The organism is Rhodococcus sp. LMD (assembly GCF_056108245.1).
Map to the genome: position 1 here is coordinate 4,060,465 of NZ_CM148557.1, position 13,644 is coordinate 4,074,108.

A 13,644-nucleotide genomic window follows, 5' to 3' on the forward strand; every position below is an offset into this window, starting at 1 on the left:
ACCGTCCTCGGACGGCAACAACATCCCAGTACTGCTTATATGCTCGCCACACACAGTGCCACATCGGAAGGGGTGCTCTCGTGGACGTGCGCGTGACCCCCACGCTCGGCGCGGTCGGGGGTCGCCTCCAGCGCGGCGACGTGTCCGGTCCCGTCGTCGACCACGACCGCCGCGCCGACGACTGGCGCGCCCTGCTCCGATCCACCCCCGTCGCACTCTTCACGCTCGGCGCCCTGCTGCTGATCCTCCTCATCGTCTCCGGCATCGTCGCAGGTCAGACCGTGACGAGCCGGCAGGCCACGCACAGTCGGCTGCTCACCTCCGTCGAACCCCTCGCCGACGCCGCCCAGAGTCTCTACAGTGCCCTGTCCGTCACGGACGCGGCCGCCGCCACCGGCTTCATCGCGGGCGGTATCGAACCCGAGGAGGTGCGGGAACGCTACACCCAGGCCGTCGGCGAGGCGTCCACCCAGCTCGTCGCCGCGGCCGGCGGAATCGCCGCGGACGACAGGGTGGGCGCCCGGTTGGTGGCGGACATCGCCGGTCGGCTCACCGTCTACACCGGCCTGGTGGAGACGGCTCGTGCGAACAACCGCGTCGGAAACCCCGTGGGCGCCGCCTACCTGGGCGAGGCCTCGCACCTGATGCAGTCCGAACTGCTGCCGATGGCGCAGGAACTGTACGAACGCAGCTCGTCCGCCGTCACGTCCACCCAGCGTGCGGCCGTGCAGCCGCCGTGGACGTCGATCGGGATGCTGCTGGTGACGGTCGTCGCGCTGACCGGCGTGCACGTGATCGTCTCGCGGATCAGCCGCCGCACCCTGAACCTCGGTCTGCTCGCGGCCATCGCCTCGACGGGGATCCTGCTGTGCTGGCTCCTCGTTGCGGGACTGATCTCGTCGAGCGCCACCCGGAACGCCGTCGAGCGCGGCGGCGAACCGCTCGGGGTCTTCACCGACAGCCGGATCCTCGCCCAGCAGGCCCGGACCGCCGAGACGCTGCAGCTGGTCCGGCGGGACGTCACCGGCGAATACGACGCGATGTTCGACGGCAGCATGGACCGTCTCGACGAGTTGCTCACCGGCTCCGCGGCGGCCGACGTGGAGACCCAGGCCGAACCCGCCGGCCGCGCCGCCGAAGCGCGCACGGCCTGGCTGGCATCGCACGACCGCGTGCAGGCGGCGCTCGACCGGGGCGACTACCCGGCTGCCGCGATCCTCGCCACCGGCCCCGGGCCCGACGAGGCGGCGGCCCAGTTCCACGCCGTCGACCGCGCCCTCGAACGGGGCATCGACCTCGCGCGCGCCGAACTCCGCGGCAACGAAGTCCGCGCCGCGGACACGCTGTCCGCGCTCGCACCGGCCGCGTGGGTGCTGACCGTGCTCGCGGGGATCGGCGTCGTGGGAGGACTGGCGCCACGGATCCGGGAGTACCTGTGAACATCCGCAACGCCCTCCTCGCCGCCGTCGTCGCCGCGGCCGTCCTCACCGGTGGGTGCGCGACGTCGCAGCCGGAGATCGTCGTCGGCCCCGACGTGTCCTACACCGAGCCGCCGCTGCCGGAGCGCGCCGCACTCGCGCCTACCGACGTGCCGATCCCCCCGGAGCCGGACTGCGGCGACCCGACCGCCGGGCTGCGTCCCGACGGGGCGACGACCGGGCCCGCCCTCGATGCGATCCGGGCGCGCGGGCGCCTCGTCGTCGGGCTCGACACCGGCAGCAACCTGATGAGTTTCCGCGACCCCTCGACCGGCCGGATCGCCGGGTTCGACGTGGACATCGCCCGCGAGATCGCCCGGGATCTGCTCGGCAGCCCGGACCTGCTCGACTTCCGGATCCTGAACTCCGCGGACCGGGAGCAGGCCCTGCAGGATTCCACCGTCGACATCGTCGCGAAGACGATGACGATCACGTGCGCCCGACGTGAACGCGTCGACTTCTCCACGGTGTACTTCGTCGCCCAGCAGCGTGTCCTGGTGGTCCAGGGCTCCGACGTCCGGGACGTCGCCGATCTCGCCGGCCGGCGGGTGTGTGTCGTGCGCGGCACGACGTCGCTGATGCGTCTGCGGCAACTGCAGCCGTCCGCGGCGATCCTGACGGTCCCGTCGTGGGCGGACTGTCTCGTCGTGCTGCAGCAGCGCCAGGTCGACGCGGTCAGTACCGACGACACGATCCTCGCCGGGCTCGCCTCCCAGGACCCGTACCTGGAACTGGTGGGGGCGCCGATCGGAACCGAGCCCTACGGCATCGGGATCGCGCAGGGCCGTGAGGATCTGGTGCGGTTCGTCAACGGCACCCTGGAGCGGATCCGTCGGGACGGCACGTGGACGCAGATCTACAACCGCTGGCTCACCGTCCTGGGGCCCGCCCCGGCGCCGCCGCCCCCGACGTACGTGGACTAGAGAGAACCCATGTCCGACACCGACGACGACACCGGACCGGCGACAGCGTCCGCGGCACCCCCGGATTCCGGTCCGGCCACTGCACCGGCGGCCCCGCCGGAGTCCGGTCCGGCGACCGCACCGAGCGCCGGCCCGGGAACAGCACCGAGCATCGGTCCGGGAACGGCACCGAGCATCGGTCCGGAAACAGCACCGAGCATCGGTCCGGAAACAGCACCGAGCATCGGTCCGGAAACAGCACCGAGCATCGGTCCGGAAACAGCACCGAGCATCGGTCCGGAAACACAGCGCAGCCGCCAGGCGAGCGTGCCGTCGCAGCGGTCGTCCTCGCGCCGCTCCCGGTCGCGGCTGCCGTCGCGGCGACGTCTCGCAGGTATGGTCGACATCCCCGTCCCGACCCCCGTCGATCCCGAGTCCGTCGTCCTGCGCGACCCGCATGTCGCCGAGGGCAAACGGTTCTGCTGGAAGTGCGGCAAGCCGGTCGGCCGCAGCACCCCCAACGGACCGGGCGCGACGTCGGGCCGATGCCCTTCGTGCGGAACCCCGTTCGAGTTCACTCCGATGCTCGCGGTCGGCGACGTCGTCGGCGGACAGTACGTCGTGCAGGGCTGTCTCGCCCATGGTGGTCTCGGCTGGATCTACCTGGCGATCGACCGGAACGTCAGCGATCGCTGGGTGGTCCTGAAGGGTCTGCTGCACTCGGGAGACGCCGAGGCGCAGGCCGTCGCGCTGGCCGAGAAGCAGTTCCTCGCCGAGGTGACGCATCCGAGCATCGTGAAGATCTTCAACTTCGTCGAACACCCTCGCCCCGACGGCAGCCCGATGGGCTACATCGTCATGGAATACGTCGGCGGGCACTCGCTGCGCGAGGTGCTCGACACCTGCCCCAAGCCCGCGCGGATGCCCGTCGAGCAGGCCGTCGCGTACGTCCTCGAGATCATGCCGGCGCTGAGCTATCTGCATTCGGTCGGGCTCGTCTACAACGACCTCAAGCCCGAGAACATCATGGTCACCGAGGAGCAACTCAAGCTCATCGATCTCGGTGCCGTCACCGGAATCGAGGACTACGGCTACCTGTACGGCACGCCGGGCTACCAGGCCCCGGAGATCGTGCGCACCGGCCCGACCGTGGCGTCCGACATCTACACCGTCGGCCGGACCCTCGCCGTGCTGACCCTCGACATGCCGTGGAAGCAGGGGCGTCCGGCCGACGGCCTCCCCACGCCGGCCGAGGCGCCGCTGCTGGCGGAGTACGAGTCCTACCACCGGCTGCTGCTGCGGGCCACCGATTCCGATCCGCAGCGGCGGTTCGAGTCGGCCGACGAGATGGCGAGCCAGCTGACCGGTGTCCTGCGCGAGATCCTGTCGCAGCAGACCGGCGAGGAGCATCCGGGGCTGTCGTCGGTGTTCAGCCGGCAGCGGACGACGTTCGGCACGGACGAGGCCGTCGGGCGCACGGATTCGATCGTCGACGGTGTCGAACGGGACGAGAACCTCGCGGCGCGTGATGTGGCGGCGGCGTTGCCCGTTCCGCTGCTCGACCCGCTCGATCCGAGCGCGGCACTGTTGGCGGCGGCGGTGCACAGCGAACCTCAGCAGACCCTCGACGCGCTGCGCCACGCGCGCGACAACGGCATCGAGCGCGTCGTCGGCACGGCCGACGTCTCGTTCTCCCGGGAGATCACCCTCGCCGAGGTCCGCGCCCATCTCGACCTCGGGCACGGCGTGCGCGCCACCGAGATCCTGGGCAAGCTCGAACGTGACCTGGGAGCGGACTGGCGCATCGACTGGTACGCCGGTCTCGCCGAGTTGATCAACGGCGAATACGAGTCCGCCTTCGGCAGATTCGAGAAGGTGCTCGCCGCGACGCCCGGCGAGGCCGCACCCAAGCTCGCCCTGGCGGCCACGGCCGAACTCATCCTGCAGCATTGGGAGAGCGACGATCCCGGTGCCTGGCGCGCGTTCTGCGAGAACTACTACCGCACCGTGTGGCGCACCGACCACAACGTGGTGAGTGCCGCGTTCGGTCTGGCGCGGCAACTCACCCTCCGCGGCGATCGGGCAGCCGCGATCGCCGCTCTCGACCAGGTGCCGCCGAGTTCCCGGCACCACGCCGTCGCCCGGATGACGACCGTGCTGATCCTGCTGCACGACCGTCCGGTCGAGGAGATCGAGGAGGCCGACCTGCGCGAGGCCGCGCGGCGGGTGGCGACGTTGTCGCCCGAGGAGGGACGGCTTCTGCAGATGCGCACCCTGGTGCTCTCGATCGCTCTCGACTGGGTCCGCGCCGGGCACTCGGCACGGCGCGAATCGGACCCGATTCTCGACGTCCCGTTCGACGAGAGGGGTCTTCGCAGCGGTACCGAGACCGGTCTGCGGGACCTGGCCCGCAACGCGCCGACGCGCGCCCACCGCTTCACGCTCGTCGACCTGGCCAACGCCATCCGCCCCCGCAGCCTGCTGTGAGCGAGCGGGCGGATCTCGCGGCATCGGCCGAGTAGGCTCGACGACAACCTCCCGCTCGGCGCGGGGGTCGCCCGATCACCGTCCCTGTGGACAACTCCGAAGTTGTCCACAGTCCGGCGAGGTGGGTTCCGCAACGGCCGGACGCCCTGCATCGTGTGCGTCCGTGCATTCCTTCGACGCTCCCTTCCGGGGCACCGAGGCTATCGCGTCCGGTGCGCTGACCGCCTACGAGTTGCGGCACGGATTCGTCCGCCTGCACCGCGATGTTTACGTGCGGCGAGGTGTCGCGCCTACGGCACGCAACAGGGCCCGGGCGGCGTGGTTGTGGTCGGCGGGCAGGGGAACGCTCGCCGGACTGTCGGCCGCGGCGCTGCACGGGACGAAGTGGATCGACGGCTCCGCCCCGGCGGAGCTGCTTCGGGCCGGTCACGTGCGTGCGCCCTCCGGCATCGTCGTCCGGCAAGGCATCCCGGACGACGACGAATTGTGCCGCGTGGACGGAATGACGGTGACAAGTCCGGCGCGGACGGGGTTCGACCTCGGCCGCACTGCGAAAGGGGACCGTGCTGTCGAACTCCTCGACGCCTTGTGTCACGCCACCGGTGTGAAGCCTGCGGAGATCCGCGAGCTCGCCTGCCGGCACGCGGGAGCGCGTGGGGTGTCCGCATTGCGTCAGGTGCTCGAGTTCGTCGACGGCGGCGCCGAGTCCCCGCCCGAGACACGGACGCGCCTGCTGCTCGTGCGCGGCGGGCTTCCTGTTCCCGAGACCCAGATCCACGTCCGTGCCGCGGACGGACGACTGCTCGCCCGCGCCGACCTGGGGTGGCGATCCTGGCGGGTTCTCGTCGAGTACGACGGCGGACACCACTGGACGGACCCCGCCCAGCGCACCCGGGACATCGACCGGTACGCGCTGCTCGAGTCCGCGGGACGGCGGGTCGTCCGAGTCGACGCTCGACTGCTCGCCGAGCGCCCGGACGTCGTGCTCGAGCGAGTACGGGCGGCGTTGCGGGCGGCCGGCGCCCGGTGGTGAGGAAGCGAGCGGGAGGATCTCGCGGCATCGGCCGAGTGGCCTCGACGACAACCTCCCGCTCGGCGCAGAAACGTCCCTCTCGCCTACACCAGCGCCGCGGCCGCCCGCGCGATCGCGAGCTCCTCGTCGGTGGGGATCACGAGGACCTCCACCTGCGACGTGTCCGCCGAGATGCGTCGCTCGCCGCGCTCCGGCGCGACGTTGCGTGCGTCTTCGACGACGATGCCGAGGCGTTCGAGGCCGGCGAGGGCGTCGCGGCGGACGTCGACGTTGTTCTCGCCCACCCCGCCGGTGAACACGACGACGTCGACGCCGCCGAGTTCGACGAGATATGCGCCGAGGTACTTGCGCAGCCGGTGCACGTAGACGTCGTAGGCCAGCTTCGCGTCCTCGGAACCCTCGGCGACGAGCCGCAGCAGCGCCCGGAAGTCGTTGACACCCGACAGGCCCTTGAGCCCGGAGCGCCGGTTGAGCAGGCCGTCGATGGTGTCGACGTCCATCCCCGCGCTGCGATTCAGATGCAGCAGCACGCCGGGATCGATGTCACCGCACCGGGTTCCCATCACCAGACCTTCGAGAGGGGTCAGTCCCATGGACGTGTCGACGGGCCGGCCGCCGGCGATCGCGGAGGCCGACGCACCGTTGCCGAGATGCAGCACGATCTGGTTCAGCTCCGACAGCTCGCGTCCGAGGAACCGCGCCGCACGTTCGGACACGTACTGGTGCGACGTGCCGTGGAACCCGTACCGCCGGATTCCGTGTGCCCGGGCGACGTCCCGGTCGATCGCGTAGGTCGCGGCTGCGGCGGGCAGGGCGTGGAAGAACGCCGTGTCGAACACCCCGACGTGCGGAATGTCGGGCAGTTCCTCGCGCGCGACCTCCATGCCGATGACGTTCGCGGGATTGTGCAGCGGCGCAAGAACGGACAGTTCCTCGACGGTGCGCACCACGTCGTCGTCGACGAGGGTGGGCTCGTGGAACACCTCACCGCCGTGGACGAGCCGGTGGCCGACGGCGATGATGCCGGCCTCGCGCAGGGGCCGGCCCAGTCCCTCCACCCAGTCGAGGACGATCCGCAGTCCGGCCCGGTGGTCCTCGATGGGACCGACGTGTTCCTCGGTTCCGGTGGTGTGGTGGAACACGACCCGGCCCTCCGGCTCGCCGATCCGCTCGATGAGACCGTGCGCCACCGACTCCCCGGTCTCGGGGTGGACGAGCTGGAACTTGATCGACGACGAGCCCGAGTTGAGCACCAGCACGGTGCCTTCCGTCCGGGCGCTCATTCGTCGGCCTCCTGCGCCTGGATGGCGGTGATCGCCACCGTGTTCACGATGTCCTGGATCAGCGCCCCCCGCGACAGGTCGTTGACGGGCTTGCGCAGGCCCTGCAGTACCGGCCCGACGGCGACGGCTCCGGCGCTGCGCTGCACGGCCTTGTAGGTGTTGTTGCCGGTGTTGAGGTCCGGGAAGATGAACACGGTCGCCCGGCCGGCGACCTCCGAGCCGGGCAGTTTGGCGCTGGCGACGGACGGTTCGATCGCGGCGTCGTACTGGATCGGTCCTTCCACCGGCAGATCCGGCCGGCGTTCGCGCACCAGGGCGGTGGCGGCGCGGACCTTGTCGACGTCGGCGCCCGACCCGGATTCGCCGGTCGAGTAGGACAGCATCGCGATGCGCGGTTCGATGCCGAAACGGGCGGCGGTGGCGGCGGAGGAGATCGCGATGTCGGCGAGCTGTTCGGTGGTGGGGTCGGGGACCACCGCGCAGTCGCCGTAGGCGAGCACCCGGTCCGACAGGCACATGAGGAAGATGCTCGACACCGTGGACACGCCGGGTTCGGTCTTGACGATCTCGAAGGACGGCCGGATGGTGTGGGCGGTGGTGTGCGCGGCACCGGAGACCATGCCGTCGGCAATGCCGAGATGGACCATCATCGTGCCGAAATACGAGATGTCGCTCATGATTTCGCGGGCGCGTTCGATCGTCATTCCCTTGTGGGCACGCAGCCGGGCGTATTCCTCGGCGAACTGCTCGGCGAGGTCGGACGATCTGGGATCGAGCACTTCCGCGGCGCTCAGGTCGACGCCGAGTTCGGTGGCCCGGCGCCGCACCTGGGTCTCGTCGCCGAGGATCGTCAGGTCGGCGATCCGGCGTTGCAGGACACGGCCCGCCGCGCGCAGGATCCGATCGTCGTCGCCCTCGGGCAGCACGATGTGCCGGCGCCGGCGGCGTGCCCAGTCGATGAGCTGGTACTCGAACATCTGCGGGGTCGTGACGGACGGCCGGGGCACGTCGAGGCGGCTCAACAGCTGATCGGTGTCCACGTGCTGTTCCATCAGCGCGACGGCGGTGTCGATCTTGCGGTGCGCGCCGAGAGCCATGCGGCCACGCGTCCGGTCGGCCGCCGACGCGGTGTCGAAGGTTCCGAGGCTCGTCGTCAGGATCGGCAGGCTGGGCTTGAGCCCGGCGACGAGCTGCGCCACCGCCGGGTGCGGCAGGAGCCCGCCGTTCATGATGATCCCGGCCAGCGACGGAAACCCCTCGGCCGCATTGGCATTGACGAGGGCGAGGAGCACGTCGGAGCGGTCCGCGGGCGCGATGACCACGACGCTCTCGGTGAGGCGTTCGAGGATGTGCTCGGCGGTCATGCCGCCGACCATGACGCGCAGCGCTTCGCGGTGCAGCAGTTCCGGGTCACCGCTGTAGAGTTCGCCGTCGACCGCGGTGAGCAGTTCCCCCATGGTCGGCGCGACGAGGATCGGCACCTCCGGCAGCGTCCACAGCGGCACCCCCCGGTCGCCGACGGCCGCGGCGATCTCGTCGAGCCGGTCGGCGGGACAGCGGTTGACGACGATGCCGGTCAGGTGGGCGTGCTGGGCGGCGAGTTCGGCGGTGCACACGCCGGTCAGTTGCGCCACCTCGTCGGGGGTGCGCCGCGAGCCACGCAGGACGAGCAGGACGGGCGCGTCGAGATTCGCGGCGATGCGGGCGTTGTAGCCGAGTTCGCTGGGGTTGGCGATCTCCGTGTAGTCGCTGCCGACGATGACGACGGCGTCGCAGCGGTCCGCGACGGCGTGGTACTTGACGACGATCTCGCTGAGGGCGGCCTCGGGGTCGGCGTGCACGTCGTCGTAGGTGGCGCCGACACACTCGTCGTAGTCGAGGTCGACGGTGATGCGTTCGAGGAGCAGTTCGAGGATGTAGTCGCGGTCGCCGTCGGAGCGGGCGATGGGGCGGAAGACACCGACCCGCGCGGCGGAGGCGCACAGCGCCTGGAGCAGGCCGAGCGCGACGGTGGACTTGCCGGTGTCGCCCTCCGGGGCGGCGATGTAGATGCTCGACACGGACTCGGCGGCGGCGCTCATGGCTCACACGATAGGCGGCTCGCCGCCGGTGCGTCCTTTGGGCTGCGGGAGCAACCCGAAAGACACACCGGCGGCGGGGCGGTGTCAGTCCGCGAGCGGGTCGAGCGCGAAGTCGTACGTGGCGACCCTGCGCCCGGCGTCGTCGGCCTGGGGGTCGAGGACGAGTTCCGGCTTCGTCGCCGTCGCGACGTCGTCGTCGAGCCACTCACCGCCGGCGAAGTACAGCTGGGTGACGATCGGGTGCCGGCCGGGCGCGGTCACCCGCAGGTGCAGGTGGGCGGGGCGCCACGGGTGCCAGCCGGCCGCCTCGATGAACCGGCCGGTGGGCCCGTCCGTCGGGATCTGGTACGGGGCCGGTTCGATGGTGGTGATCGCGTAACGGCCCTCGGTGTCGGCGACGACGGTGCCACGCAGATTCCACTGCGGCAGGTGCGGGGCGAACTGCGAGTAGTAGCCCTCGTCGTCGGCGTGCCAGATCTCGATGCGTGCGCCGTCGAGGCCCCGGCCGTCGAGGTCGGTGACCTGCCCGCGCAGGACCAGCGGGGCATGGACGCGATTCTCGTCGCGCATCGGGAGGGTGCACTGTGCGGCTAGTTCGGGGGCGCCCGGAACGTAGTACGGCCCCTCGATGCTGCCCTTGGTGCCGCGGAATCGCCGGGAGTTGACGTCCTCGATCTCGTGCTCGACGAACACGTCGAGCAGCAGGGGCCACTCGCCGCCCTCGCCGACGTCGATGAGCCACTGCTTGAGCACGCGGTACTCGTCGTAGGTGACGGCATGCTTCTGGATCAGCGCGCTGAATCCCGCGAGGGCTTCGGTCGCGATGGCGGACAACCGCTCCGGTGAGGTGTCGGCGGTGAAGCGTTCGCCCTTGAACTTGTCGGTGGCGGCGTTGCCGGAGGCGACGGCGGTGGGGCTTTCGGTGATGGTCATGGTGTCTCCCGGGAAGTGGTCAGGCGCGGCGGAAGTGGGACACGTCGTCGTTGCCGACGAGGTCGGGCACGGTCCAGCCGTCGAGGTCGTACTCGCTCATGAACTGCTCGGCCAGGCCCTTCATCGAGGACACGTCCCCGCGGCCTTCCGCCGCGAAGAGCAGCTCGGCCTTGACGTTCTCGTGGTTGCCGGCGTAGTTGCGCTCGTAGAGCTCGTGTCGGCCGCCGAATTCGGAGCCGATCGAGTCCCACAGCGCCTTCATCACCTTGACCCGGTCCACCGCGGTGATGCCGTCCGAGCCGCGGACGTACTTGTCCAGGTAGGGCCGCACGTCCGGATTCTTGAAATCGGCCGCGGAGGAGGGCAGGTAGATCAGGCCCGACGCGACGTCCTGTTCGATGATCTCCTTGATGCGCGGGTAGCCCTGCATCGCGAACATCCGGTAGGTCAGGCCGTATTCGAGCTTCGGGATGACGGTGTCCCCGATCCACGGCTCCGGGTTGTCGACCATCGCGTCGGTGAGCGACCAGAACAGGTTGCGCCAGCCGATGACCTCGCCGACGCGGGTCTGCACGCCGCGGAACCCGCCGGCGCCGGTCGCGTCGAGGGCCTTCATCAGCAGGCCGGCGATGAAGTCGAGCTTGACCGCCAGACGGGTGCAGCCCTGCAGGGTGAAGCGCTGGAGGAAGCCGGAGCCGCCGAGGAAGTTGTTGATCTTCTCCACGTCGCCGTACATGAACACGTTCTCCCACGGCACCAGCACCTTGTCGAAGATGAAGATGGCGTCGTTCTCGTCCATGCGCGACGAGAGCGGGTAGTCGAACGGCGAGCCGACGACATTGGCGTTCTGGCTGTAGGAGGCCCGCGAGATGAGCTTGATGCCGGGAGCGTCCATCGGCACCGTGCAGATCAGGGCGAATTCCTTCTTCTTGATCGGCAGGCCGTAGTGGGCGATGAAGTTGTAGTTGGTGATCGCCGAGCCGGTGGCGACGACCTTGGCGCCGGAGACGATCAGGCCGGCGTCGGTCTCCTTCTCGACCTTCATGAACACGTCGCCCACCTCGTCCGGGGGCAGCGACCGGTCCACCGGCGGATTGATGATGGCGTGGTTCCAGTACAGGACCTTCTCCTGCGATTCGCGGTACCAGCGCTTGGCGTTGTCCTGGAACGGCGAGTAGAACTCGTCGTTGGCGCCGAGCGTGCCGAGGAAGGAGGCCTTGTAGTCGGGGGACCGGCCCATCCAGCCGTACGTCATCCGCGCCCAGGTGGCGATGGCGTCGCGGTCGGCGCGCAGGTCGTCCGCGGACTTCGGGGTGCGGAAGAACGGCATGGTCACCCCGCCGTTGCCGGTGTCGGTGGGGGTGGTGAGGGTGCCGACGTGCTCGCCGGTGTGCAGCGCGTCGTACAGCCGGGCGGTCATGCGAATGGAGTTGCGGAACGCGGGGTGGTTGGTGAAGTCCTTCACGCGCTCGCCGTGCAGGTAGATCTCGCGGCCGTCGTCGATCGACGCAATGTACTCGTCGCCGGTCATGGGCCGGGCGGCGAAGTTCTGCTGCTGATTGGTCGGGTGGTCCGCGGCGACGTTGACCTTCGACCGGTCGACGGTGCCGGTGGCGGGGGCTGCTTCGGTGGTGGTCATGCTCTTCCCTTCGAGAGAGGCGGGCGTGGGATCAGGAGGCAGCGCGGGCGAGCTGCGCGGGCAGTGGGGTGAATGTGGCTGTGGCGTCGAACCATCCGCTGTGCGGATCGTCGAGGCACCCGTTCCATGCGGTCGAGCCGGATCGGTCCCCGAGGTCGTGGAAGGTGCTGCGGAAGAACAGGAGCGGGTCCTTCTCGGCGTCGACGGAGGCGTCGACGATCTCGCCGACGAAGATGACGTGGTCGCCGCCGTCGTACTCGGCCCACGGCCGGCAGATCAGGGTGGCGGCGTTACCGGGGAAGGCGGGTGCGATCCCGGTGTCGTCCCAGTCCGGTGCGACGGCCTGCGGCCTGCCGGCGAAATGCAGTGCGGTGGAGAGTTGGTCGGCCGCGAGGATGTTCACGGCGAACGGCGCGTCGGTGAGGTAGCCGCACGCCTTCGACGTCCGCGTCAGCGTCACCTGGCACAGCCTCGGCTCCAGCGAGACGGCCGTGAAGGCGGTGACCGTGGCCCCGTGCGGGGTGCCCTCGGCGCCGGCGCACGTGACCACCGTGACCCCACTGGCGAACTGGCCGAAGATGTTGCGAAGTGCTCGCTGGTCCATGGGGAGACCGCCTTCCTGCACGATGTGCGATTGCGGGTCGATCCGGAACGAGAACCAACGTATGACCCGGATCACACTCCGTCGATCCGCGTTGCGAAGGGGCGATCCGCATTGCGAAGCGGGCTCGGACCAGGCCGGATCGACCGGGCGACACGTGACCGTCGTCACAGTACGGTGCTAGCGTGGGGAGTTGCCCACACACCGGCACAGCACCAGTTGGGAGGGTTGGAAGGGCGAATGCGAGCACCGGAGAGCCGCGGCTTCACGGACTGGGACGAAGTGCACGACGTGGTGTCCCAGGCGTACTTCCCGCACCAGCTGACGCTTCTCGGCCGTGGGCCCGCAGCCCGCACGTCGCTGGAATCGACCCAGCTCGGCGCCTCGCGGCTGGCGCGGATCGGCTTCGGGGTGGACGTGTCGATCCGTTCCGAGCACCCCGGCGCGTACGGCATCAACATTCCCCTGACCGGGCACCTCGTCACCGCCGTCGGCCGCGACGAGGTCGTGTCGGCTCCCGGGCTGGCGACGGTCTGCCCGCCCGGGAGCCGACCGTCATCACCCGGTGGAGCAGTTCGTGCGAGATCATCGGGTTCAAGGTCGACCGCGACTACGTGCAGCGCGAGATGGACCGCCTGCTCCCCCGCCCCGGCAGGCGGCTGCCCGCGCAGTTGGATCTGCGGTCCGGCGCGGGGGCCGACTGGTTGCGTCTCGTGCGTGCGATCGCGGACGAGTCGCTGCGGGACAACGTCCTGCTCCGCAGCGACCAGGTGGCCGAGCAGCTGTGCCGCGCCGTCACGACAGCCCTCGTGCTCGCCGCCGCGCCGGACGACCGCGACTGCCCGGCCGGAGCACGTCCGCGGACCGTCAAGAGGGTGATGGACGCGATCCAGCAGGATCCGGCGCGTCAGTGGACCGCCGCAGACATGGCCGAACTCGTCGGCGTCAGTGTCCGTCGCATTCAGCAGGGGTTCCGCGAGTGCGTCGGCATGACACCGATGGAATACCTCGCCGACGTCCGGCTCGAGCGTGTCCATGCAGATCTGTCCGTGAGCGATTGCACCGCAACTGTTTCCGATGTCGCGCTCCACTGGGGCATCATGCACACCGGACGGTTCGCGGCCGCGTACCGGCGCAAGTACGGCGTGAGCCCGTCCGAGACGCTGCGCGGCGTGACCGCCTGATCCCAGGCGCCTCCGCCGCCGGT

10 protein-coding genes and 1 pseudogene are annotated in these 13,644 nt (G+C 70.1%); 5 read left to right on the forward strand and 6 right to left on the reverse strand.

Going from position 1 to position 13,644, the window contains the following annotated elements:
• The first annotated feature begins 80 nt into the window (after positions 1 to 80).
• A complete protein-coding gene (locus ACWPQI_RS18605) occupies positions 81 to 1,439 on the forward strand; it encodes a hypothetical protein (protein WP_474738427.1) in 1,359 nt (452 codons plus the stop codon).
• On the forward strand, positions 1,436 to 2,401 hold the full coding sequence (locus tag ACWPQI_RS18610) for a glutamate ABC transporter substrate-binding protein (RefSeq protein ID WP_010592245.1): 966 nt from the start codon (positions 1,436 to 1,438) through the stop codon (positions 2,399 to 2,401). Before ACWPQI_RS18605 ends, ACWPQI_RS18610 begins: the two co-directional genes overlap by 4 nt.
• Here ACWPQI_RS18610 and ACWPQI_RS18615 read toward each other — a convergent pair.
• Positions 2,398 to 2,787, reverse strand: a complete 390-nt coding sequence (locus tag ACWPQI_RS18615) for a hypothetical protein (RefSeq protein ID WP_443216034.1) — start codon at positions 2,785 to 2,787, stop codon at positions 2,398 to 2,400. The genes ACWPQI_RS18610 and ACWPQI_RS18615 overlap by 4 nt on opposite strands.
• On the opposite strand from ACWPQI_RS18615, the gene ACWPQI_RS18620 reads away from it, so the two are divergent.
• The gene (locus tag ACWPQI_RS18620) at positions 2,777 to 4,867 is read left to right on the forward strand and encodes a serine/threonine-protein kinase (protein WP_420803896.1); all 2,091 of its coding nucleotides are present in this window, start codon (positions 2,777 to 2,779) and stop codon (positions 4,865 to 4,867) included. The two genes, ACWPQI_RS18615 and ACWPQI_RS18620, sit on opposite strands and share 11 nt — an antisense overlap.
• A 163-nt stretch (positions 4,868 to 5,030) precedes the next feature.
• Positions 5,031 to 5,900 (forward strand): endonuclease domain-containing protein, encoded by an 870-nt coding sequence (locus ACWPQI_RS18625; RefSeq protein ID WP_234574691.1) that lies wholly within the window; start codon positions 5,031 to 5,033, stop codon positions 5,898 to 5,900.
• A gap of 83 nt (positions 5,901 to 5,983) precedes the next feature.
• Here ACWPQI_RS18625 and ACWPQI_RS18630 read toward each other — a convergent pair whose 3' ends face one another.
• From ACWPQI_RS18630 to ACWPQI_RS18650, 5 genes are all read right to left on the reverse strand, one after another.
• Entirely contained in the window at positions 5,984 to 7,183 is a 1,200-nt protein-coding gene (locus ACWPQI_RS18630) for an acetate kinase (RefSeq protein WP_234574693.1), read from the reverse strand.
• Entirely contained in the window at positions 7,180 to 9,264 is a 2,085-nt protein-coding gene (gene pta / locus ACWPQI_RS18635; RefSeq protein WP_017681275.1) for a phosphate acetyltransferase, read from the reverse strand. Before pta ends, ACWPQI_RS18630 begins: the two co-directional genes overlap by 4 nt.
• An 84-nt stretch (positions 9,265 to 9,348) precedes the next feature.
• On the reverse strand, positions 9,349 to 10,197 hold the full coding sequence (gene catA / locus ACWPQI_RS18640) for a catechol 1,2-dioxygenase (RefSeq protein WP_461874628.1): 849 nt from the start codon (positions 10,195 to 10,197) through the stop codon (positions 9,349 to 9,351).
• 19 nt (positions 10,198 to 10,216) lie between these two features.
• A complete protein-coding gene (locus ACWPQI_RS18645; RefSeq protein ID WP_048772167.1) occupies positions 10,217 to 11,836 on the reverse strand; it encodes a 4-hydroxyphenylacetate 3-hydroxylase family protein in 1,620 nt (539 codons plus the stop codon).
• A 31-nt stretch (positions 11,837 to 11,867) separates the two neighbouring features.
• Entirely contained in the window at positions 11,868 to 12,440 is a 573-nt protein-coding gene (locus tag ACWPQI_RS18650) for a flavin reductase family protein (protein ID WP_026137888.1), read from the reverse strand.
• Between the two features lie 237 nt (positions 12,441 to 12,677).
• Here ACWPQI_RS18650 and ACWPQI_RS18655 point away from each other — a divergent pair.
• Positions 12,678 to 13,621 (forward strand): annotated as a pseudogene (locus ACWPQI_RS18655) (AraC family transcriptional regulator).
• Positions 13,622 to 13,644 lie beyond the last annotated feature (23 nt).